17 protein-coding genes and 1 pseudogene are annotated in these 22,038 nt (G+C 72.9%); 10 read left to right on the plus strand and 8 right to left on the minus strand.

The features are described from left to right. Positions 1-117 precede the first annotated feature (117 nt). Positions 118-1,917 (plus strand): gamma-glutamyltransferase, encoded by a 1,800-nt coding sequence (gene ggt / locus ACIHAR_RS09910; RefSeq protein WP_400018376.1) that lies wholly within the window; start codon positions 118-120, stop codon positions 1,915-1,917. Here the strand turns inward: ggt and ACIHAR_RS09915 are convergent. The 7 genes and pseudogenes from ACIHAR_RS09915 to map form a co-directional block, all read right to left on the minus strand. Then, complete coding sequence (locus ACIHAR_RS09915; RefSeq protein ID WP_400018378.1) at positions 1,912-4,455, minus strand: ATP-dependent Clp protease ATP-binding subunit; 2,544 nt, start codon at positions 4,453-4,455, stop codon at positions 1,912-1,914. The two genes, ggt and ACIHAR_RS09915, sit on opposite strands and share 6 nt — an antisense overlap. Positions 4,456-4,779: 324 nt before the next feature. Then, entirely contained in the window at positions 4,780-5,076 is a 297-nt protein-coding gene (locus ACIHAR_RS09920) for an ATP-binding cassette domain-containing protein (RefSeq protein ID WP_400018380.1), read from the minus strand. Between the two features lie 250 nt (positions 5,077-5,326). After that, positions 5,327-5,758, minus strand: coding sequence for a lasso peptide biosynthesis B2 protein (locus tag ACIHAR_RS09925; protein ID WP_365459246.1), 432 nt, complete (start codon positions 5,756-5,758; stop codon positions 5,327-5,329). Continuing rightward, positions 5,755-6,009, minus strand: coding sequence for a lasso peptide biosynthesis PqqD family chaperone (locus tag ACIHAR_RS09930; RefSeq protein ID WP_365459249.1), 255 nt, complete (start codon positions 6,007-6,009; stop codon positions 5,755-5,757). Before ACIHAR_RS09930 ends, ACIHAR_RS09925 begins: the two co-directional genes overlap by 4 nt. Positions 6,010-6,052: 43 nt before the next feature. Then, complete coding sequence (locus tag ACIHAR_RS09935) at positions 6,053-7,897, minus strand: lasso peptide isopeptide bond-forming cyclase (RefSeq protein WP_400018383.1); 1,845 nt, start codon at positions 7,895-7,897, stop codon at positions 6,053-6,055. 24 nt (positions 7,898-7,921) lie between these two features. After that, positions 7,922-8,032, minus strand: coding sequence for a keywimysin-related RiPP (locus tag ACIHAR_RS09940; RefSeq protein WP_107467028.1), 111 nt, complete (start codon positions 8,030-8,032; stop codon positions 7,922-7,924). A 912-nt stretch (positions 8,033-8,944) separates the two neighbouring features. Beyond that, positions 8,945-9,709 (minus strand): annotated as a pseudogene (map, locus tag ACIHAR_RS09945) (type I methionyl aminopeptidase); the annotation flags it as partial. A 32-nt stretch (positions 9,710-9,741) separates the two neighbouring features. Between map and ACIHAR_RS09950 the strand changes: the two are divergent. The 9 genes from ACIHAR_RS09950 to ACIHAR_RS09990 all read left to right on the plus strand — a co-directional run bounded on the left by ACIHAR_RS09950 (position 9,742) and on the right by ACIHAR_RS09990 (position 21,072). Further along, a complete protein-coding gene (locus tag ACIHAR_RS09950; protein WP_365459252.1) occupies positions 9,742-10,008 on the plus strand; it encodes a helix-turn-helix transcriptional regulator in 267 nt (88 codons plus the stop codon). Positions 10,009-10,139: 131 nt separating this feature from the next. After that, positions 10,140-11,849 (plus strand): hypothetical protein, encoded by a 1,710-nt coding sequence (locus tag ACIHAR_RS09955; protein WP_400018386.1) that lies wholly within the window; start codon positions 10,140-10,142, stop codon positions 11,847-11,849. A 185-nt stretch (positions 11,850-12,034) separates the two neighbouring features. Further along, on the plus strand, positions 12,035-12,877 hold the full coding sequence (locus tag ACIHAR_RS09960; protein ID WP_365459258.1) for a nitrilase-related carbon-nitrogen hydrolase: 843 nt from the start codon (positions 12,035-12,037) through the stop codon (positions 12,875-12,877). Then, entirely contained in the window at positions 12,874-14,160 is a 1,287-nt protein-coding gene (locus ACIHAR_RS09965) for an aspartate aminotransferase family protein (RefSeq protein WP_365459261.1), read from the plus strand. The genes ACIHAR_RS09960 and ACIHAR_RS09965 overlap by 4 nt, the downstream gene beginning before the upstream one ends. A gap of 89 nt (positions 14,161-14,249) precedes the next feature. Then, the gene (locus tag ACIHAR_RS09970) at positions 14,250-15,833 is read left to right on the plus strand and encodes a PucR family transcriptional regulator (RefSeq protein WP_400018389.1); all 1,584 of its coding nucleotides are present in this window, start codon (positions 14,250-14,252) and stop codon (positions 15,831-15,833) included. Between the two features lie 191 nt (positions 15,834-16,024). Further along, complete coding sequence (locus ACIHAR_RS09975) at positions 16,025-16,867, plus strand: nitrilase-related carbon-nitrogen hydrolase (protein ID WP_365459267.1); 843 nt, start codon at positions 16,025-16,027, stop codon at positions 16,865-16,867. A gap of 117 nt (positions 16,868-16,984) precedes the next feature. After that, on the plus strand, positions 16,985-18,388 hold the full coding sequence (gene hydA, locus ACIHAR_RS09980; RefSeq protein ID WP_400018392.1) for a dihydropyrimidinase: 1,404 nt from the start codon (positions 16,985-16,987) through the stop codon (positions 18,386-18,388). A gap of 11 nt (positions 18,389-18,399) precedes the next feature. Then, on the plus strand, positions 18,400-19,419 hold the full coding sequence (locus ACIHAR_RS09985; protein ID WP_365459273.1) for a TIGR03842 family LLM class F420-dependent oxidoreductase: 1,020 nt from the start codon (positions 18,400-18,402) through the stop codon (positions 19,417-19,419). 126 nt (positions 19,420-19,545) lie between these two features. After that, a complete protein-coding gene (locus ACIHAR_RS09990) occupies positions 19,546-21,072 on the plus strand; it encodes an NCS1 family nucleobase:cation symporter-1 (RefSeq protein WP_400018394.1) in 1,527 nt (508 codons plus the stop codon). A 97-nt stretch (positions 21,073-21,169) separates the two neighbouring features. Here ACIHAR_RS09990 and ACIHAR_RS09995 read toward each other — a convergent pair whose 3' ends face one another. Beyond that, entirely contained in the window at positions 21,170-21,832 is a 663-nt protein-coding gene (locus ACIHAR_RS09995; protein WP_365459279.1) for a hypothetical protein, read from the minus strand. Positions 21,833-22,038: the final 206 nt, after the last annotated feature.

Raw genomic sequence — 22,038 nt, forward strand, 5'->3', positions numbered from 1 at the left:
GATGGGAACGTACCCCTGTTCGAGATGTGGCAGTCGTGCGACATCGCGCCGAGGCGGTCTGTCGAGGCCCCCGCAATGTGGTTACGCTGCGCGGACGGTCCCCGACTGGAGGTACGGATGCGTCGCCCTGTCGCGCGGAAACTGTCGGTCCTGGCGGTCTCGGCCGCCGTCGTCTCGGTGGGGGCCGCGGCGCCACCCGCCGCGAAGGCGACACCCGTCGAGAAGGTCCCGGTCGCCGTCGGCCACGGCGGAGCCGTCGCCAGCGTCGACGCGGACGCCTCCGCCGCCGGCATCGAGGTGCTGAGGAAGGGCGGCAACGCCGTGGACGCGGCCGTCGCCACCGCCGCCGCGCTCGGCGTCACCGAGCCCTACTCCGCCGGCATCGGCGGAGGTGGCTACTTCGTCTACTACGACGCCAAGTCCCGCACGGTGAAGACGATCGACGGCCGTGAGACCGCCCCGCTGACCGCCGACGAGGACCTCTTCCTGGAGAACGGCAAGCCCCTCGCCTTCGCCGACGCCGTCAGCAGCGGCCTGGGCGTGGGCACCCCGGGCACGCCCGCCACCTGGGCGACGGCGCTCGACAAGTGGGGCAGCAGAAAGCTCGGCACACTCCTGAAGCCCGCCGAGCGCCTCGCCCGCGACGGCTTCACCGTCGACGCCACCTTCCGCAGCCAGACCGCCGCCAACGAGACCCGCTTCCGCTACTTCCCGGACACGGCCGAGCTGTTCCTGCCCGGCGGGCAACTCCCGGTCGTCGGCTCGACGTTCAAGAACCCCGACCTCGCCCGCACCTACGCGGAGCTGGGGAGGAAGGGCGTGCGCGCCCTGTACCGAGGGGACATCGCCGACGACATCGTCGACACGGTCAACGACCCGCCCGTCGACCCGGCTTCGGGCTGGAACGCCCGCCCGGGCAAGCTGGCCGAGAAGGACCTCGCGGCCTACAGCACCAAGCTCCAGGCGCCCACGAAGACGACGTACCGGGGTCTCGGCGTCTACTCCATCGCCCCCTCCTCCTCCGGCGGCACCACCGTCGGCGAGGCGCTCAACATCCTGGAGCGGAGCGACCTCTCCAGGGCGAGCGAGGCCCAGTACCTGCACCGCTTCATCGAGGCCAGCCGCATCGCGTTCGCCGACCGCGGGCGCTGGGTCGGCGACCCCGCCTTCGAGGACGTACCGACGAAGGAACTGCTGTCGCAGCGGTACGCCGACTCACGGGCGTGCCTGATCAAGGACGACGCGGTGCTCACCAGCCCGCTGGCGCCCGGCGACCCGCGCGAACCGGCGGACTGCGGCACCGGCGGCACGGCGGCGCCGACGACGTACGAGGGCGAGAACACCACGCATCTGACGGTGGCCGACAAGTGGGGGAACGTCGTCGCCTACACGCTCACCATCGAGCAGACCGGCGGCAGCGGCATCACCGTCCCCGGACGCGGCTTCATCCTCAACAACGAGCTGACGGACTTCTCGTTCGCCCCGGCCAACCCGGCCGTCCACGACCCGAACCTGCCCGGCCCGGGCAAGCGGCCGCGGTCGTCCATCTCGCCCACGATCGTCCTCGACCGGCACGACAAGCCGGTCGTTGCCCTCGGCTCGCCCGGCGGCGCGACCATCATCACCACGGTGCTGCAGACGCTCACCGGGTTCCTCGACCGCGGGCTGCCGCTCGTCGACGCGATCGCCGCGCCCCGCGCCAGCCAGCGCAACGCCGCCCAGACCGAAATCGAACCCGGCCTCTACGGCAGTGCGACGGCCCGGCAACTGGAGGACATCGGGCACTCCTTCCGGCAGAACCCCGAGATCGGCGCGGTGACCGGCGTGCAGCGGCTGCCGAACGGCGAGTGGCTGGCCGCCGCCGAGACGGTCCGGCGCGGCGGCGGATCGGCACAGGTGGTGTTCCCCACCTCATAGCTCCGCGGTGGGGACGGGCGGCGGCGTGCGGAACGCGAGCCGCCCGTCCTCCACGTCCACCGTCACCCGGTCGCCCTCCCCGACCCGGCCGTCGAGCAGGAGCCTGGACAGCTGGTTGTCGACCTCGCGCTGGATGGTACGGCGCAGCGGTCGGGCACCGTACTCGGGCTGGTAGCCGCGCTCGGCGAGCCAGTCCACGGCCGCGCCGGTGAACTCCACCCCGATGCCCTGCGCGCGCATCAGCCGGCGGGTCTTCTCCAGCAACAGGTCGGTGATCTGCCGCAGTTGCGCGCCGGTGAGCTGACGGAAGACGACGATCTCGTCGATGCGGTTGAGGAACTCCGGCCGGAAGTGCTCCCGCAGCGGCCGCAGAATCTGCTCCCGCCGCGCCTCCTCGTCGGCCTCCGCGCCGCCCGCACCGAAGCCGACGCCGGCCCCGCGCCGGGTGATCGCCTCCGAGCCCAGGTTGCTGGTCATCACGATGACGGTGTTGGTGAAGTCGACCGTCCGGCCCTGCGCGTCGGTCAGCCGCCCGTCGTCGAGCACCTGGAGCAGGATGTTGAAGACGTCCGGGTGCGCCTTCTCCACCTCGTCGAGCAGGAGCAGCGAGTACGGGTGCCGGCGCACGACCTCGGTGAGCTGACCGGCCTCCTCGTGGCCGACGTAGCCGGGCGGGGCGCCGACCAGCCGGCTGACGGTGTGCCGCTCCTGGTACTCGCTCATGTCGAGGCGCACCATCCGCTCCTCGCTGCCGAACAGCGCCTCCGACAGCGCGCGGGCCAGCTCCGTCTTGCCGACGCCGGTCGGGCCGAGGAACAGGAAGCTGCCGATCGGACGGTCCGGGCTCGCCAGGCCCGCGCGGGAGCGCAGCACGGCGTCCGCGACCACCCGCACGGCCTCGTTCTGGCCGACGACCCGCTCGTGCAGGTGCTCCTCCAGGCCGAGCAGCCGGTCCTTCTCCTCCTGGGTGAGGCTCGCGACGGGGATGCCGGTCTGCCGGGACACCACCTCCGCGATGGCCTCGGCGGTGACCTCCAGGTTCTGCCCCTCGTCGGCCTCGTCGCCGCCGCTGGCGTCCGCGATCCGCTGCTTCAGTTCCACGATGCGGTCCCGGAGCTGGGTGGCCTGCTCGTACTGCTCGTCCGCGACCGCCTGGTCCTTGTCGCGGGCGAGCTGCTCGACCTCCCGCTCCATGGCGCGCACGTCGGTGCCCTTCGTGCGGGCGCCGAGACGCACCCGGGCGCCGGCCTGGTCGATCAGGTCGATGGCCTTGTCCGGCAGCCGGCGGTCGGTGAGGTACCGGTCGGACAGCTCCACGGCCGCCACCAGCGCCTCGTCGGTGTAACGGACCTGGTGGTGGGCCTCGTAGCGGTCCTGCAGCCCGCGCAGGATCTCGATGGTGTCCGACACGGACGGCTCGGGCACGAGGATCGGCTGGAAACGGCGGGCCAGCGCCGCGTCCTTCTCCACGCGCCGGAACTCCTCCAGCGTCGTCGCGCCCACGATGTGCAGTTCGCCGCGGGCCAGCGGCGGCTTGAGGATGTTGCCCGCGTCCATCGACCCGCCCTCGCCGCCTCCGCCCGCGCCGACGACGGTGTGCAGCTCGTCGATGAAGACGATCAGCTTGTCGGAGTGCGTGCGGATCTCGTCGACGATGTTGTTCAGGCGCTCCTCGAAGTCCCCCCGGTAGCGGGTGCCGGCGACCACGCCGGTCAGGTCCAGGGCGACGACCCGCCGCCCGGACAGCACGTCCGGCACGTCGCCGTCCGCGATGCGTTGGGCGAGCCCCTCCACGACGGCGGTCTTGCCGACGCCCGCGTCGCCGATCAGCACCGGGTTGTTCTTGCCCCGCCGGGAGAGCACCTCGATGGTCTGCTCGATCTCGTCCTCGCGGCCGATCACCGGGTCGATACGGCCCTGGCGGGCCAGCTCGGTGAGATCGCGGCTGTACTTGTCCAGCGTGGGCGTGGCGGCGGGCCAGGGCCGCTCCGGACGGGCCTGCTTGGTCTCCGGGGCCTCGGGCGGACCGCCGGAAGGCGCGAACCGGGCCGCGTTGAGGATGTGCCCGGCCGCGGAGTCCGGGTTCGCCGCCAGGGCGCTCAGCACGTGCTCCGGGCCGATGTAGCCCGCGCCGCGCGAGCGGGCCAGGTCGTGGGCGTCCAGCAGGGCGCGCTTGGCGGCCGGCGTCAGGGACAGCGAGGTGGGCGGCGGGGTCTCGCCCGGCGGATGCTGGACCGGGCCCGCGCGCTCGTCGATCTCCGTCGCGAGGGAGTCGGGATCCGCGCCCGCCCGGCTGAGCAGACTGCGCGTCGGCTCCGCCGAGAGGGCCGCCCGCAGCAGGTGCTCGGTGTCCAGGTCGCGGCTGCCGTGCTCGGCCGCGTACTGGGCCGCGCCCCGGACCAGCTCCCTGGCCGGCTGGCTGAGGAGCTGGCCGATGTTGATCTGGCGGGGGCCGGGGCGGGGCCCGCCGAAGAAGCGGGCCAGGAATTCACCGAAGGGGTCGTTGTAGCCCTCCGGGCTGGTGAAGCCGCTGGTCATCGTGTTCCGTTCCTTGGCTGGCCGTCATGCCGGGGCCGGGTAACCAGGTCTGAGCTCACTCATGCCACGATGACACGATCCGTCCCGATGGGCATGTGCTGGAACGCCTACGGGTGGGTGGGCCCCGGCCGGCTCGCGGGGCGCCCGCCCGGCCGCAGCATCTGGCTCGCGGCCGGCTCACGGTAGAGCGGGCTGCCGGCCGGCAGCTCCTCGTGGCGTCCGCGGGCGGCTGTGCCTGGTGCGGCACGACGACGTGGTCGGCGTGCCGCACGGTGGACAGCCGGTGGGCGATGACCAGCGGGGCGCACTCCTGCACGTCCTCCATCACGGTCGTCGGCGCCGACTCGTTGATCGCGTCGAGCTGGGACGCTCGTCCAGCACGAGGAGCGAGGGGCGGGCGCGCAGGGCCCGGGCCGGCGCGACACGGCGGCGTTCGCCGCCCGAGAGGGTGCTGCCGCGCTCACCCACGACGGTGTCCACGCCGCCGGAGAGCCGGTCGACGACCTCATCGAGCGGGGTCAGCTCGACGACACGCCGGACCTCCGCCTCGGTGGCGCCGGGGACGGCGTAGGTGATGTTCTCGCGCAGGGTGCCGTGGACCACGTGGGTGCTCTGGTCCACGACGGCGAGGCGCCGGCGGCAGCGTCACGGCCGAGTCGGCCGCGGGGCGGCCGTCGAACAGCACGGCGCCCCCGTCCGGTTCGTAGAACCCCGCCACCAGCGCGAGGTCCGCCGGTGAGCCGGTAGAGCGTGACCACCGCCGCCCGGGTCGACGTGTCGCCGCCCGGGGGAGGCCGGGGTGCCGTCGGCGGTGGCCGCCGGCCGGCCGTCGCGGGCGCGTCGGGCCCGGCCTCCGGGACCGTGCCGCCGGTCATCGGTCTCCGGACGGTGGGGGAACCGCCACCAGCCGGGCGAAGTAGCCGTCCGGCACCCCCTCGCCGACGGGGTGGCCCTCCGCCTCGATCCAGGCGTGCGCGGTGAACGGCGGGACGACGCGGACCCCGGCGCACCAGGTCGGCCACCCCCCGCCGAGCCGGCACAGCAGGGCGGCTCCCAGGGAACGCGGCAGGCACCCCCTGGGCCCGGTGCAGCGCAGACTGACGGCGCACATGGCGTCCCGTGCGCCCCGCGCCTGCTCGGCGGTGGCGGGCGTCGCCCCCCGGCTCAGGAGCCGCAGGACGGCGCGGATGCGGCGGGGCGGAAGCAGGGCGAGGGCCACGGCGGGCAGGAGGACCAGCCGGGCGGCCAGCCGCCGGCGCAAGGGCACACCGGTGGGCCTCTCCAGCGCACTGGGTGTCGTCATGAGGCCAGCCCCGCCTCACGCAGGTGCCCGACCAGCGCCTCGACGTCGCGGAGGGCCTGCGCCGTGTCGATGTCGAACTCGCGGATCAGGGCGGCGGCCGCGTCCGTCTCCTCGCCGCCGTCGAGCAGCGTCCGGACCACCAGCGTGGCCGTCGGGTTCAACTCCCAGTAGGTGCCGGCCCGTTCGTCCAGCAGGACGGTGCCGTAGTCGGTCTCGGCCGTGGAGACGTGGGGGTCGAAGCGCAGGGGCATGGCGTTCGCCTTTCTGACGCGACGGTGAGGTGAGGGGGCGTGTTCAGGAGATCCGGGTACGGCCGCGGGACAGCCCGCGCAGCCATACCTCGGCGGCGATCGTGGAGTAGAGGATCGCTGCGGACAGGCCCGGGGAGGCGGGCCGGAGGGCGAGGCGGCGCAGCTCGGCGCCGTCCACCAGTCCCAGCCGCTCCAGCCGGGAGTCCTCCCACAGCGCCAGCAGATCGGCGCGGTGTTCGCGCAGTCCGTCGGACGCGTCCATGGACGCCGTCGCCTTGGTGGCGCGCCGCAGGCACGCCTCGGGCACGACGCCGCTCATCGCGGCGGTCAACACCGGCTTGTACCGCCAGGGCGTGACCCGCTCGTCCGGCCGTACGGAGAGACAGGCCTCGATGACACGGTCGTCGAGGAAGGGCGAGGCCATGGGCAGGCCCGCGCGGGCCGCCATCCGGTCCCACTGCCGGATGACGCGTGTGGTCGAGCGGATCTGCACCAGGTCCGCGTGCATGCCCCGGTCGGGGTGCAGCGGCTCGGCCGTCGCCGCGGCGTCGAGCAGCGCGCGGCGCGCCGACCGCTCGGCGTCCGCGGTCACCCAGCCGAACAGGCGTGGCGCCATGCCCCACCCGAGTCCGGTGGCCACGGACGGCGGGGCGGGGTCGCGCAGCCGGTCCGCGGCGTCGGCGAGCCACGTCCGGTACGGCCGGGAGTCCGCGAGGGCGTGGATCGTCCCCCCGAGCGGCCACTGCCACAGCGCCCGGAACCCACGCAGCTGCCGCAGCCCGAACAGTGGGCGGGTGCGCACGAGCCGGTGGTAGTAGGCCTCGGAGCACCAGGCCACGTGGTCGCCGCCGATGCCGGTCAGGTGCAGCCGGCTGCCGCGCGCGGCCAGTGCCGGCAGGTGGTGCAGGACCCGTGAGCGGTCCATGACGCCGATGGTGGGTTCGTCGAGCAGGTCGTCGATGCCGAGCAGGTCGTCGTAGACCAGTGGTGAGGCGTCGGCGTCCCAGACCACGTGCTCGACCTGGGGGAGGTGCCCGGCCGCCCGCTCGGCCCAGTACAGGTCGGTGTCCGCCGGATCGCGTCCTGGCCAGGTACCGGCCACCACGCGGGCGGGGGAGCGGGCGGCGAGGAAGCAGACGGAAGTGGAGTCCAGTCCGCCGGACAGGTCGCAGCTGACCACGCCGCCCTGCCGGGTGCGTGCGTCGACGGCCTCCTCGAGCGCCGCCCGGATCAGGGGCGCCCCCTCGGCGAGCGGCCGGACCGGCTCCGGCGGCGTCCACCAGCGGGTGTGCCGGGCGGTGCGCCCGTCCGCGGCGACGACCACTGCGTCCTGCGGGGGCACGGCGGTGACCGCCGGCCACAGGGAGGTCTCGGACAGCGGATAGGGGGCGGGCCACAGCAGTCGGACGGCCAGCTCCCCCGCGTCGGGTTCGAGGCCGAGGGCACAGGCGAGGGTGTCGGCACGGCTCGCGGCCACCCGCACGCCGTCGATCTCCGCGTGGAAGACGAGTCGCAGGCCGGAGGCGGTGCCCTGCACCCGGACCCGGCCGTCGAGCGCGGCGACCAGATGGAAGCTGCCGGGGAGGGACCGGGCCATTGCGTCCAGCTCCGCGAGATCCCGCAACCGCGCGGCCCACCGCCGCAGTTCGTCCGCGTCCACCGGGCAGCAGCCGATGAGGGCGAGGGCGGCGTCGCCGGCCCGTGCCGTCACGACCTCGTCGTCGTGCCAGCGGCCGACCAGCCAGGGCCGGCCCGAGGCGTGGGGGAGGGTCCGGGAGCCCGGCCGGGCGAAGGAGCAGGCCACGGCGGCCGCGTCCGCGCGGTCGGTGAAGACCGCGAAGTGCGCGTCGCCGGGGCCCGTCCCCGCACTCTCGTGCAGTTCAGTCATGACGTCGGGTCAGGACGGTCGCCGTCAGTTCTTGCTCAGGATCAACCGGTCGTTGCCGGCGAATCCCAGGAGCCCCGTCTCCTTGCGGAACGTTCCGAGCCGGACGAGCGTCGGCGCTTCGTAGGCCTTCTTCATGACCACTCCTTGTCTGCTGGTCTCCCCGCGATCCTCCGGCCGGCGCCCCTCGATCTCGACGGCGGGGACCGGCCCGGCCCGCGGCTCGTCGGGAGCCCCGGGCGAGGAGGGGGGAGCTGCACCTAGCTAGCTGCAGGGTGCGAGGGCCCGACAAGAAGACGCCCGAAAGTGGGATTGTGTGCAGAAGGCAGATGCCGCCGGCAGGTTGCCGGTCTGCTGGCGCCCGCCGACGAGGGCCCGGCTGTCACGGGCCGCTCGCGCATGCGTGCGAGGAAACGTTCCGAGCTGTACGTCCCCCATGGCCTCCGAGACCCGTGCACACGTCCGCCCGCGCGACCGCGGGGGGAGCCGCCGGGGCGCGTTCCCCACCTGCTGCCGCGCACCACTCCGGCGCGGGGCCGGCCGTGACCTTCCCGCCCGACCCGCGATGCCTGGCGCGCGCGTCCGCACACACCTCCGCGCTCGGCCGCGCACTCCTCCGCGCGCGTCCGCTGTCCCGCTCCGGGTTTCGCTCGGGCGGGAGAGGCCGCCGTGTGCGGGAGGTCCCCGTCGTCGTCGCGGGGCGCGCCCTCCTGCGGACGGCGGGGGGACGACAGTGCCTGGGGCCGTCCGGCGGATCGCGCCGGGGACGCGGGGTCTCCTACGCCCTCCCCGGCTCCGGGCTTCGCTCGGGCGGGAGATGCTCCCCGGTACGGGAGGCTCCCCATCGCGTCGACGCTCCCTCCCCGGTACGGGAGACCTCTCGCGTCGACGCCCTCTCCGCCGCGCAGCCGCGCTCACCGGCCCCGGTCACCGGGGCCGGTCACCGGCCCCCGTCACCGGCGCCGGTCACCGGCCCCGGCCAACCACCGCCGCTTTCCCTCGACCTGATCCGTCGGACGGGCCCTGGGGAGCGGTGCCCCGGGCGGCTTCGCGTGCCGTGAGCACGCGTGGGCCCGTCTTCGTGATCGCCACCGTGTGTTCCGCGTGGGCCGCCCGCGAACCGTCGTTCGTCTTGAGGGTCCAGCCGTCGGGGGCCGCGTGGTAGCCGTCCGTGCCGCCGGCGATGAGCATGGGCTCGATCGCCAGGACCATGCCGTGGCGCAGGGGGAGGCCCCGGCCGGGGCGGCCCTCGTTGGGCACCCCGGGGTCCTCGTGCATGTGGCGGCCCACGCCGTGGCCGCCGAAGCCGTCCGGGATCCCGTAGCCGGCCGACCGGCAGACCGTGCCGATCGCGTGGGCGATGTCGCCGATGCGGTTGCCCACGACGGCTGCCTCGATTCCGGCCGCCAGGGCACGCTCGGCGGTCTCGATCAGGCGGAGGTCCGCCGGGCGAGGCCGGCCCACCGTGAAGCTGATCGCGGAGTCGCCGGCCCAGCCGTTCAGTTGCGCGCCGAAGTCGATCGAGACCAGGTCGCCGTCGCGCAGCCGGTAGCGGGTGGGGATGCCGTGCACGATCGCGTCGTTCACGGACGCGCAGATCACGGCCGGGAAGGGCGTCGGCGCGAAGGACGGGCGGTAGCCGAGGAACGGGGAGGTCGCGCCCGCCTCGCGCAGCACATGGTGTGCCAGCTCGTCCAGTTCCAGCAGGGAGACGCCCACGTCGGCGGCCTCCCGCACGGCCGTCAGGGCGCGTGCGACCACCTGGCCCGTCTCGTACATGGCGTCGATCGATGTGTCCGTCTTCAGTTCCACCATGCCAATTACTATACCGGTATTAGAATGACGCCATGGTGCGCACCCCGTTGACCCCCGAAGAACGCGAGCGCGGCGAGCGGCTCGGCATGCTGCTCCGCGAGGCGCGAGGCGGCCGGAGCATGACCGAGATCGCGGCGAGCGCCGGGATCTCCGCCGAGACCCTCCGCAAGATCGAGACGGGGCGTGCCCCGACCCCGGCCTTCTTCACCGTCGCCGCCCTCGCCCGTGCCCTCGGGCTGTCCATGGACGACCTGGCGGCGCGGTGTGTCCTCGTGGAGGTGGTGGACCCCGCCGCATAGCCGCCCGCATAGCCGCCGCGGTCGTGCGATGAGCCCGTCGAGCCCCCCTTGAAAACTCCTCGTAGCCGCGCTGTAACACGGCTGGTGTTCTCTTACGGACCGGAGTGTTCCGGTCGGGCGGGAGTTGGGCGATGACTCTGGATCAACTCCCGGCCCACGTCCGGGAGTTCGCGAACTACCTGGATGGTCTCCTGGCGCGCCTGGACCAGGGCTCCGGCTGGTGCGCGGTGTTCTGGCAGCGCGACCCGGACGGCATGCGGGCCTGCCTCGACGGACGCGAGATGCCGCCCTGGGACGTCGTGGAGGCGCTGCTCCAGGACCTCGCCGCGGAGCACGGCACACCGGCCGCCGCCCGGGAAGCGGAACGGGCCCGGCCCCTGCACCTCGCCGCCCTCGTCGCCCACGACGACCGGCCCGGCGGCCGCGACGCCCTCGGGGACCGCCTCGATGTCATGCTCCGCGAACAGCGCTACGCCGTCGAGCGCCAGGCCGAACTGGGCCGCCGGCTGGCCGCGGCGGCCACCCGCGAGGAGGCCGACGCCCTCCGCCTCGACCTCGCCTGGGCCCACGACGACCATGAGCGGGCCACGGCCCGCTGCGCGGAACTCCGCTACCGCATGGCCGAGGCCGACCGGCGTGCGGGGGCCGGCCGGAGGGAGTCCCCCGCGATCCGCCGGGCCACCGGCGCGGCCGAGGCGAGCCCCACGGCCTCCGTGTACGACGACACCCCGGCGGCCCCGGCTCGGGCCGCCCAGGAGGACACCCCGGCTCCGGCCGCGTACGGCGCCACTGCGGAGTTCACGGCTTCGTCCGGGTACGGCGCCACTGCGGCGGCCGCGGCTTCGTCCGCCCACGGTGACGCCCCCGCGGCCCCCGCCCGCACCCCCTACGGCGACACCCCGGAGGTCGCCCCCTACGGCGACACCCCGGAGGCCGCCCCCTACGGCGACCTCCGCCGCTTCGCCGGCATCGACTCCGCGCCCGTGTCGCACCAGGGACGCCACCCCGGAGCCGCCCCCGTCGAACCCGCCCCCGCCGCACCCCCGCCCGCCGGACCCGCCCCGGCCCCGAGCGTCCCCACCCCGGCCCCGAGCGTCCCCGCCCCCAAGCAGCGCAAGCGCCGGCGGGGCAGCGCGCGCTTCGCCGGCATGGTCGAGGAGGAGGCCGCCGCACCTGTCGTCGTACCGCCGGCCGCCGGACCCGTGCAGCCCGCGCCCACCTCGCGCCGCACCCTCCGCGGTGCCCGCTTCGCGGGGGCCGCCGAGACCGTTCAGGAGCGGCCGGAGCCCCCGCGGCCCCAGCCGCCGGACCCGGTGGCGCGGCGGGAGACCGCCGACGCGGTGGCGCGGCTGGTGCGGCTGCGCGGGGAAGGGCGCAGCGGCGAGGCGCACGCGCTGCTCGCGGAACTCGCCTCCTGGCCCGCCGCCCGGGTCCCGCTGCTCGCCGCCGAACTGCAGCGCGCGGGGCTCACCGCCGACTGGTCGACCCTGCTGTGGGAGGCCGCCTCGCTGTCCGCCGACCGGCTCGTCGCCGCGGCGGACGCGCTGGCCGAGGCCGGGCGCACGGCCGACGGCGAGCAGATCCTGCGGCAGGGCGTGGCCCGGCCCGCCGAGGAGATCGGGGAGGCCGTCCGCGCGCTGGCCGCCCAGGGCCGCCGCCGGGAGACACGGGCGCTGCTCGACGCCTACGTCCGGGTCCGCACCCCCGAGGAGGCGGCCCGCAGCGCCGCCCCCGACCCGCAGACCCTCGTCCCGCTGCTGCTGGAGGCCGCCCGGGGCGTCTCGGACGAACGCCACTGGGACCTGGTGCACGCCCTGCGCGTCGCGGGACTCACCACCTGACCCGTACCGCGCACCGGGTACGCCGTCCGCGCCCCGACTCACCCACCGGAGTGTGAAACGCGATCGACCCCGCGGGTTGACGACGATGGTCTTGGCAAGCCTGTCCCCGAGGCTTACGTTCGTCCCTCTACGGCCATCGTCTACAGGCGTAGAGGCTCTGACGTTTCCCGTCGAAGGAGCAGCTCATGGCCAACGTCGTACGTGCCGCTCTGGTCCAGGCCACCTGGACCGGCGACACCGAGTCCATGGTGGCGAAACACGAGGAGCACGCCCGCGAGGCGGCCCGGCAGGGCGCGAAGATCATCGGGTTCCAGGAAGTCTTCAACTCCCCCTACTTCTGCCAGGTCCAGGAGCCGGAGCACTACCGCTGGGCCGAGCCGGTCCCCGACGGGCCGACCGTGCGCCGTATGCGGGAGCTCGCGCGCGAGACGGGCATGGTGGTCGTCGTCCCCGTCTTCGAGATCGAGCAGTCCGGCTTCTACTACAACACCGCGGCCGTGATCGACGCCGACGGCACCTACCTCGGCAAGTACCGCAAACACCACATCCCGCAGGTCAAGGGCTTCTGGGAGAAGTACTACTTCAAGCCCGGCAACCTCGGCTGGCCCGTCTTCGACACGGCTGTCGGCAAGGTCGGCGTCTACATCTGCTACGACCGCCACTTCCCGGAGGGCTGGCGGCAGCTCGGTCTCAACGGAGCCCAGTTGGTGTACAACCCGTCCGCCACCCACCGGGGGCTCTCCGCCCACCTCTGGCGGCTGGAGCAGCCGGCGGCCGCGGTCGCCAACGAGTACTTCGTCGCCGCGATCAACCGGGTGGGGGTCGAGCAGTACGGGGACAACGACTTCTACGGGACGTCGTACTTCGTCGACCCGCGCGGCCAGTTCGTCGGCGCGGTGGCCAGCGACAAGGACGAGGAACTCCTCGTCCGCGATCTCGACTTCGACCTCGTCGAGCAGGTGCGGCAGACCTGGGCCTTCTACCGCGACCGACGGCCCGACGCCTACGAAGGGCTGGTGCAGCCATGAGCAACGACCTGTACGCACGCCACCGCAAGGTCCTCCCGGACTGGCTCGCCCTCTACTACGACAACCCGCTGGAGATCACCCACGGAGAGGGCCGCCACGTCTGGGACGCCCAGGGCAACAGGTACCTCGACTTCTTCGGCGGCATCCTGACGACCATGACCGCGCACGCGCTGCCCGAGGTGACGAAGGCGGTGAGCGAGCAGGCCGAGCGGATCATCCACTCCTCCACCCTCTACCTCAACCGGCCGATGGTCGAACTCGCCGAACGCATCGCCCGGCTCAGCGACATCCCCGACGCCCGCGTCTTCTTCACCACCTCCGGCACCGAGGCCAACGACACGGCGCTGCTGCTGGCGACGACGTACCGGCGCAGCAACACCGTCCTGGCGATGCGCAACAGCTACCACGGCCGCTCCTTCAGCGCCGTCGGCATCACCGGCAACCGCGGCTGGTCCCCGACCTCCCTGTCCCCGCTGCAGACCCTGTACGTGCACGGAGGCGTGCGCACCCGAGGCCCGTACGCCTCCCTGAGCGACGCCGAGTTCATCGCGGCCTGCGTCGAGGACCTCGAGGACCTCCTCGGCCACACCCGGCCGCCCGCCGCGCTGATCGCCGAGCCGATCCAGGGCGTCGGCGGCTTCACCTCGCCGCCCGACGGACTGTACGCGGCATTCCGTGAGGTGCTGAACGCACACGGGATCCTGTGGATCGCCGACGAGGTGCAGACCGGCTGGGGCCGCACCGGCGAGCACTTCTGGGGCTGGCAGGCGCACGGCGGGAGCGGCCCGCCCGACATCGTCACCTTCGCCAAGGGCGTCGGCAACGGCATGTCCATCGGCGGTGTCATCGCCCGCGCCGAGATCATGAACTGCCTCGACGCCAACAGCATCTCGACGTTCGGCGGCACCCAGATCACCATGGCGGCCGGCCTGGCCAACCTCGCCTACCTGCTGGAACACGACCTCCCGGGCAACGCCCGCCGGGTCGGCGGACTGCTCATCGAGCGGCTGCGGGCCGTCACCGCACAGGACCCGGGCGTACGGGAGGTGCGCGGGCGCGGACTGATGATCGGCGTCGAGCTCACCCGGCCCGGCACCGACCGGGCCGACCCCGGCCGGGTGGCCGCCGTCCTGGAGGCGGCCCGCGCGGACGGCCTGCTGATCGGCAAGGGCGGCGGACACGACACCAGCGCGCTGCGCATCGCGCCACCGCTGTCCCTGACCGTCGCGGAGGCCGAGGAGGGCGCCGCGATCCTCGAAGGCGCGCTGAGGAGCACGGAGTAACGACCGGAGGCCGAGCAGGGCGGGCGGGCCGGAGCGGCTCGCACCGTCCCGGAGGCGGACCGAGCCACGGAAAACAAGGGAACAACGCCATGACCACCACCTCGGAGTACTGGGGACCCGTGGAGCCCCTCGAACCGGCCCTGTCCGTCCGTCAGGTCCTCTCGCTGGAGCGCGTGCTGGCCGGGGAGCCCGAGGTGGTGGCCGGCGCGGCCCAGCTCGACCGGCCCGTGCGCTGGGTGCACGTCGCCGAGGCCCCCGACGTCGGCGTGATGCTCAGCGGCGGCGAGATGGTGCTCACCACCGGGGTGCTGCTCGCCGGCGACGAGGGCAAGCAGGGCGAGTACATCCAGTCCCTGTACCGCGCGGAGGCCGCCGCCGTCGTCCTCGGCCTCGGGCGGGCCTTCCCCGCGCCGCCGGACGTGATGCGGCGCGCCGCCGAACGCTGCGGGCTGCCCATGGTCGTCCTGCACCGGCCCTTCCCCTTCGCCGAACTGACCGAGGAGGTCCAGTCACGGCTCGTCCGCAGGAAGTTCGCCGCCGTCAGCCTCTCGGAAGCCGTACGCACCGCCCTCACCGGGCTCATCACCGCCGGCGCGCCGCTGCAGAGGCTGCTCGACGAGGTCGCCCAGCACAGCGGCTGTCCCGTCGTCGTCACCAACCTCGCCCACCGCGTCCTGGCCACCGCCGGGGAGCGGTCCGCGGTCGACGACGTGCTGCGCGACTGGGAGCGCATCGCCCGCCAGGCCGGCGGCAGCGAGGGAGACGGCTGGATCCGTGCCGAGCTGGGCGGACGCGGGGAACGCTGGGGGCAGATCGTGCTGTGCGGCTACCGCGGCGACACCGCGGGCGGGCGGCTGCTCGCCGACCGGGCAGCCGAGGCCCTCGTCCTGCACCGCATGCTGGGCGGCACCGCCGCCCACACCTGGGAGGAGCAGTCCGCCCAGGGCCTGCTCACCGACCTGGTCTCCGGCGTCGTACCGGCGCGGCAGCTGCTGCCCCGCGCGCGGGCCGCCGGGCTGCCCGTCAACCGGCGCACCTTCGTCCCGCTGGTCGTCCGCGACGCCACGCCCGCCCCACTGGACCGCATGCTGCGCCTGCTGGGCCTGCCGGGACTGGTCGCCGAACTCGCCGACGGGGCCACCGCCGTGCTGCTCAGCCTCGCCCGCGACCAGGACGCCGAGGCGCTCGCCGCGCACTTCGCCGCCCGGCTGCGCACCGAGTCGGGGGAGAGCCGCACCGTCGTCGCCGCGGCCGACCCGCGGACCGCCTGGGACGACGTGCCCGCCGGACTGCGCGAGGCACAGCACGTCGCGGACGCCGTCGCCGACTCCTCGGCCGCCCTCCACCTCCCGGCGGTCGTCCGCCTCAGGGACGTCCACCTTAGGGGCCTGATCCGGCTGCTGCGCGACGACCCGCACGTGCAGTCCTTCGCCGAGCGGGAGCTCGACGGGCTGCTGTGCGCGGCCGGCGAGGACCTCCTCGCCGTTCTGCGCACCTACCTCGCCACCGGCCGCAACAAGTCCCGCACCGCCCAGCTCCACCACGTCTCCCGGCCCGCGCTGTACCGCCGGCTGGAGGCGATAGAGAGCCGGCTCGGGGTCGACCTGGACGACTTCGAGCAGGCCGCCTCGGTGCACATCGCGCTCCTCGCGCACGACGCCCAACAGGGATGACAGAGCGCCGCACCGCACGGCGCGCAACAGGAGTGAAACATGGGACGACCTGCGACAACGGCGGTGAAACATGGGCCGGCGAACGCGTGACACGGTGGCACGCCGCACGCCCGCAGACGTGACACGCTGCCACTCAAAGCCCGCTCGCGGACTTCCTAGGCTCGCCGCACACCGAGCGACCGGAGGTTCCGATGAGCAGAGTGATCCGTGCCGCCGTCTTCCAGACCGCGTGGACCGGCGACAAGGAGTCGATGATCCAGGTACACGAGCGGGCGGTGCGCGACGCGGCCGCGCAGGGTGCTCGCGTCATGTGCTTCCAGGAACTGTTCTACGGGCCGTACTTCTGCCAGGTCCAGGACCCGGCGTTCTACGAGTACGCCGAGCAGATTCCCGACGGGCCGATCGTCAAGCGCTTCCAGGCGCTCGCCCGGGAGCTGGGCATCGTCCTCGTCCTGCCGATGTACGAGGAGGAGCAGCCCGGTGTCCTCTACAACACCGCGGCCGTGATCGACGCGGACGGCTCGTACCTCGGCAAGTACCGCAAGCACCACATCCCGCAGGTCAAGGGCTTCTGGGAGAAGTTCTACTTCCGCCCCGGCAACGCCGGCTGGCCCGTCTTCGACACCGCCGTCGGCAGGATCGGCGTCTACATCTGCTACGACCGGCACTTTCCCGAGGGCTGGCGCGCCCTGGGCCTGGAGGGCGCCGAGATCGTCTTCAACCCGTCCGCGACCTCGCGCGGCCTGTCCGCCTACCTCTGGCAGCTCGAGCAGCCGGCGGCGGCCGTCGCCAACGAGTACTTCGTCGGCGCGATCAACCGGGTCGGCGTGGAGGAGCTGGGCGACAACGACTTCTACGGGACCTCCTACTTCGTGGACCCGGAGGCCCAGTTCGTGGGGGAGGTGGCGAGCGACAAGGAGACCGAGCTCGTCGTCCGCGACCTGGACATGGCCAAGCTGCGCGAGGTCCGCGACCGCTGGCAGTTCTACCGCGACCGCCGTCCGGAGGCGTACGGTCCGCTGACCGCGCCGTGACGGACGCGGTTCCCCGCACCCCCTGCTGCCGGGGGCGCGGGGAACCGCGCGATCGAACCTGGACGACCCGAGCCTTCCAGACTGCCCCCAGCCGAGCGAAACCGTAGGAGAGGGAGCATGAGCAGCCGTACCGTCATCCGCGGCGGTCTCGTCATCACCGCGTCCGACGAGATCCACGCCGACGTCCTGATCGAGGACGGCCGTGTCGCCGCCCTCGCCGCCTCCGGCACCCCGGCCGCCGAGGCCTGGACGGCCGAGCGGACCATCGACGCTACCGGGAAGTACGTGATCCCGGGCGGCGTCGACGTCCACACCCACATGGAACTGCCGTTCGGCGGCACCTTCGCCTCCGACACCTTCGAGACCGGCACCCGGGCGGCCGCCTGGGGCGGTACGACCACCATCGTCGACTTCGCCGTGCAGAGCGTCGGCCACACCCTGCGCGAGGGCCTGGACGCCTGGCACGCCAAGGCCGAGGGCAACTGCGCGATCGACTACGGCTTCCACATGATCGTCTCCGACGTCAACCAGGAGACGCTCAAGGAGATGGACCTGCTGATCGAGGAGGGCGTGACCTCCTTCAAGCAGTTCATGGCCTACCCGGGCGTCTTCTACAGCGACGACGGCCAGATCCTGCGCGCCATGCAGCGCTCCGCCGAGAACGGCGGCCTGATCATGATGCACGCCGAGAACGGCATCGCGATCGACGTCCTGGTCGAGCAGGCGCTGGCCCGGGGAGAGACGGATCCGAGGTATCACGGCGAGGTCCGCAAGGCCCTGCTGGAGGCCGAGGCCACCCACCGCGCCATCAGGCTGGCCCAGGTGGCGGGGGCCCCGCTGTACGTCGTGCACGTCTCGGCGATGGAGGCCGTCGCCGAACTGGCCAGGGCGCGCGACGAGGGACTGAACGTCTTCGGCGAGACCTGCCCGCAGTACCTGTTCCTGTCCACGGACAACCTCGCCGAGCCCGACTTCGAGGGCGCGAAGTACGTCTGCTCCACGCCCCTGCGCCCGAAGGAGCACCAGGCCAAGCTCTGGCAGGGACTGAGGACCAACGACCTCCAGGTGGTCTCCACCGACCACTGCCCCTTCTGTTTCGTCGGCCAGAAGGAACTCGGCCGCGGCGACTTCTCCAAGATCCCCAACGGTCTGCCGGGCGTCGAGAACCGTATGGACCTGCTGCACCAGGCCGTCGTCGACGGGCACATCTCGCGCCGCCGCTGGATCGAGATCGCCTGCGCCACCCCGGCCCGCATGTTCGGCATGTACCCGAAGAAGGGCACCATCGCCCCGGGCGCCGACGCGGACGTCGTCGTCTACGACCCGCACGCCGAACAGATCCTCTCCGCCGGGACCCACCACATGAACGTCGACTACTCGGCCTACGAGGGCAGGCGGGTCACCGGCCGCGTCGAGACGGTCCTGTCGCGGGGCGAACCCGTCATCACCGAGCGGGAGTACACCGGACACGCCGGACACGGCGTCTACACCCCGCGCTCCACCTGTCAGTACCTCACCTAGGGAGTGGCGCCATGGACTTCGGACTCGTCCTGCAGACCGACCCGCCCGCCTCACGGGTCATCAGCCTCATGAAGCGCGCCGAGCGCAACGGCTTCACCCACGGCTGGACCTTCGACTCCGCCGTGCTCTGGCAGGAGCCGTTCGTGATCTACAGCCAGATCCTGGCCAACACGCAGAAGCTCAAGGTGGGCCCGATGGTGACGAACCCGGGCACCCGCACCTGGGAGGTCACCGCATCCACCTTCGCCACCCTCAACGACATGTTCGGCAACCGTACGGTGTGCGGCATCGGCCGCGGCGACTCGGCCATGCGCGTCGCCGGCCGCAAACCCAACACCCTGGCCCGCATCAGCGAGGCCATGAAGGTCATCCGCGCCCTCGGCAGCGGCGACGAGGCCGACCTCGGCGGCACGGTCGTCAGGTTCCCGTGGATCAGGCCGGGGGCCGAACTCCCCGTCTGGATGGCCGCGTACGGCCCCAAGGCGCTGAAGATGACCGGTGAGGAGGCCGACGGGTTCATCCTCCAGCTCGCCGACCTCTACCTGACCGAGTACATGGTCAAGGCCGTGAAGGACGCCGCCGTCGCCGCCGGCCGCGACCCCGCCGAGGTCAGGATCTGCGTCGCCGCCCCCGCCTACGTCACCGAGGACGACTCCCCGGAGGCGCTCGCCCACGCCCGCGACCAGTGCCGCTGGTTCGGCGGGATGGTCGGCAACCACGTCGCCGACCTGGTGGCGAAGTACGGCGAGCACTCCTCCCAGGTCCCGCAGGAGCTCACCGACTACATCAAGGCACGCCAGGGGTACGACTACTCCCACCACGGCCGCAGCGACAACCCCGACACCGCCTTCGTGCCCGACGAGATCGTCGACCGGTTCTGCGTCATCGGACCGGTCGAGAAGCACATCGAGAAGCTGAACGCCCTGCGCGAGCTGGGCGTCGACCAGTTCGCCGTCTACGACATGCACGACGCGCAGGAGAAGGTCATCGACGCCTACGGCGCGCGGGTGATCCCGGCCGTCAACGGCTGACCCGCCCCCGTCACTCGCTCCGCCCATCCCCCCACTCCCGTTCTCCCCTCCTCCGCCGTCCCGGAGGAGGGGGCCGGAGACCCGCACGGCCTTTCCGGACCCACCCCTCGTTTGATTGGCCTGCCCATGACCGACACCGCTCCCACAGCCATACCGCCGACCTCCCAAGTCACCCTCGCCGACGGCCGGGTGGAGATCGCCCCCGGTTCGCCGCAGCCCAGCGGCCCCTACGCCAACGAGGACCTGCTGCCGGTCCCCGTGGCGAAGCGCACCTGGACCACGTACAACTTCTCCGCGCTGTGGGTCGGCATGGCCCACAACACGGCGTCCTGGACGCTCGCCTCCGGTCTGATCGCCGTCGGCATGGACTGGAAGCAGGCGGTGTTCACCATCGCCCTGGCCAACGTGATCGTGCTGGTCCCGATGCTCCTCACCGGGCACGCGGGACCGAAGTACGGCATCCCCTTCCCGGTGTTCGCGCGCGCCTCCTTCGGTGTCCGCGGCGCCAACCTGCCCGCCGTCGTACGGGCGTTGGTGGCGTGCGGCTGGTTCGGCATCCAGACCTGGATCGGCGGAGAGGCGATCTACTTCCTCGCCGGGAAGCTGATCGGCAGCGGCTGGACCGACGCCGGCAAGATCGGCGGGTACGCGTGGACGATGTGGCTGTCCTTCGCCATCTTCTGGGCGATCCAAGTCGCGATCATCTACCGGGGCATGGAGACGATCCGGCGCTTCGAGAACTGGGCGGCGCCGTTCGTGCTCGTCGGCGCGTTCGCGATGCTGATCTGGATGAGCGACAAGGCCGGCGGCTTCGGCCCGCTGCTCGACCAGCCGTCCCGGCTCGGCTGGGGCGGCGACTTCTGGAAGCTGTTCTGGCCCTCCCTCATGGGCATGATCGGCTTCTGGTCCACCCTGTCGCTGAACATCCCCGACTTCACCCGCTACGGCAGGAGCCAGAAGGCGCAGACGTGGGGCCAGGCGCTCGGCCTGCCGACCACCATGACCCTGTTCGCGCTGCTGTCGGTCCTGGTCACCTCCGGCTCGCAGGCCGTGTACGGCGAGACGATCTGGGACCCGGTCCAGCTCGCCGCCAAGACGGACAACGTCGTCGGCCTGCTGTTCGCGCTGGTGACCGTGCTGGTGGCGACCCTGTCCGTGAACATCGCGGCCAACCTGGTCTCCCCGGCCTTCGACTTCTCCAACGTGGCCCCGCGCAGGATCAGTTTCCGGGCCGGCGCGCTCGCCACCTGCGTCCTCGGTGTGCTGATCTTCCCGTGGAAGCTGTACTCCGACCCGCAGGGCTACATCTTCACCTGGCTCGGCCTGGTCGGCGGTCTGCTCGGCACGGTCGCCGGCATCCTCATCGCCGACTACTGGATCCTGCGCCGCACCAGGCTCGACCTCACCGACCTGTACCGCACGGGCGGCCGCTACTGGTACAGGGGCGGCTGGAACTGGCGGGCCGTCGTCGCCTTCGTCGTCGGCGGTGTCCTCGCCATCGGCGGCGCCGGCTTCAAACCGCTGATCGACGGGCGGCCCATCCCCGCACTGGAACCGCTCGCCGACTACGGCTGGGCGGTCGGCCTGGGCACCTCGATGGTGCTGTACCTGGCGCTGACGTACCTGGGAGGACGCGGGAAGACCACCGTGTGAGGCCGGGCGGGGCCCGGAGGTCCCCGAGGCCCGTGGAAGACCGCGGCCGAGGACCGCGGGGCGGCCGGAGCGAGGAGCAACTCTCCTCCGGCCGCCGTCAGTTGGCCGAGGCCTTCAGCGAGGCGACCGCTTCCTTCGCCGCCTTGATCGCGCCCTTGTTGATCTCGTCCGTGCTCGGCGCCTTCTTCGTCTCGAAGTCGCTGCCGTTGTAGGTGACGACCACCAGCGCGTTGGACACCCGCGCGAGCACGGTGCCCTCCCGGGTCTGCTGCTTGTCCTCGGTGGTGAGGTTGACCACCGAGTAGCCCTCGTCCCCCAGCCCGGGAACCGCTCCGCCGCCGCTCTTCTCCGTGACGCGCTCCTTGTACGAACTGCGCGCCGCGTCGTCCGAGTCCATCAGCTCGAAGGAGACGTCCAGCCAGCGGTAGTCGTAGCCCTTGAGCGCGTTCCAGGAACAGGTGCGGCGCAGGGTGGTGTCCGTCGACGGGATCTCCTTGCCCGCCGTCTTGGCGCCCGGCACCAGCGAGGAGACCGTCTTCGCGGCCACGCTCCCGCAGGGCGCGGGAGCGGCGGTGAACGTCTTCGACACCGCGGTGGAGGAAGGGGCCGACGCCGACCCGGAGGGGGTCTTCGGCGTTTTCTCGGCCGCGCTGTCCTGGGGGGAGGAGGACCCGGACGTCAACGCCCAGCCCGCGCAGGCGAGGACGACCACCGGGGACAGACGCGCGGTGAGGGTGAGCGGCAGTGGGAGAGAGCGCACGGCGCACTTTCGTGGGGGACGGTGCGGACGGGGTCCACGATGCGGACGGGGACGACAGTGTCACACGACTCCCTGTGGGGCGGAAAGGGTGAACTCGCTCCGTGGCGGCGCGGTGACAGCGCCGCGGAGGCGACGGTGGCGGCGCGGTGACAGCGCCGTGGAGGCAACGGTGGCGGTGTGGTGAAGCCGCGGACGCGACAGTGGGG

It is taken from the genome of Streptomyces sp. NPDC052016 (assembly GCF_044548445.1).
Lineage (GTDB): Bacteria > Actinomycetota > Actinomycetes > Streptomycetales > Streptomycetaceae > Streptomyces.

What these genes read in the sequence shown, in the direction of transcription:
- ggt (WP_400018376.1), top strand. Translation starts at nt 118, where the DNA reads ATGCGTCGCCCTGTCGCGCGGAAACTGTCGGTCCTGGCGGTCTCGGCC.
- ACIHAR_RS09915 (WP_400018378.1), bottom strand. Translation starts at nt 4,455, where the DNA reads ATGACCAGCGGCTTCACCAGCCCGGAGGGCTACAACGACCCCTTCGGT.
- ACIHAR_RS09925 (WP_365459246.1), bottom strand. Translation starts at nt 5,758, where the DNA reads ATGACGACACCCAGTGCGCTGGAGAGGCCCACCGGTGTGCCCTTGCGC.
- ACIHAR_RS09930 (WP_365459249.1), bottom strand. Translation starts at nt 6,009, where the DNA reads ATGCCCCTGCGCTTCGACCCCCACGTCTCCACGGCCGAGACCGACTAC.
- ACIHAR_RS09935 (WP_400018383.1), bottom strand. Translation starts at nt 7,897, where the DNA reads ATGACTGAACTGCACGAGAGTGCGGGGACGGGCCCCGGCGACGCGCAC.
- ACIHAR_RS09940 (WP_107467028.1), bottom strand. Translation starts at nt 8,032, where the DNA reads ATGAAGAAGGCCTACGAAGCGCCGACGCTCGTCCGGCTCGGAACGTTC.
- ACIHAR_RS09950 (WP_365459252.1), top strand. Translation starts at nt 9,742, where the DNA reads ATGGTGCGCACCCCGTTGACCCCCGAAGAACGCGAGCGCGGCGAGCGG.
- ACIHAR_RS09955 (WP_400018386.1), top strand. Translation starts at nt 10,140, where the DNA reads ATGACTCTGGATCAACTCCCGGCCCACGTCCGGGAGTTCGCGAACTAC.
- ACIHAR_RS09960 (WP_365459258.1), top strand. Translation starts at nt 12,035, where the DNA reads ATGGCCAACGTCGTACGTGCCGCTCTGGTCCAGGCCACCTGGACCGGC.
- ACIHAR_RS09965 (WP_365459261.1), top strand. Translation starts at nt 12,874, where the DNA reads ATGAGCAACGACCTGTACGCACGCCACCGCAAGGTCCTCCCGGACTGG.
- ACIHAR_RS09970 (WP_400018389.1), top strand. Translation starts at nt 14,250, where the DNA reads ATGACCACCACCTCGGAGTACTGGGGACCCGTGGAGCCCCTCGAACCG.
- ACIHAR_RS09975 (WP_365459267.1), top strand. Translation starts at nt 16,025, where the DNA reads ATGAGCAGAGTGATCCGTGCCGCCGTCTTCCAGACCGCGTGGACCGGC.
- hydA (WP_400018392.1), top strand. Translation starts at nt 16,985, where the DNA reads ATGAGCAGCCGTACCGTCATCCGCGGCGGTCTCGTCATCACCGCGTCC.
- ACIHAR_RS09985 (WP_365459273.1), top strand. Translation starts at nt 18,400, where the DNA reads ATGGACTTCGGACTCGTCCTGCAGACCGACCCGCCCGCCTCACGGGTC.
- ACIHAR_RS09990 (WP_400018394.1), top strand. Translation starts at nt 19,546, where the DNA reads ATGACCGACACCGCTCCCACAGCCATACCGCCGACCTCCCAAGTCACC.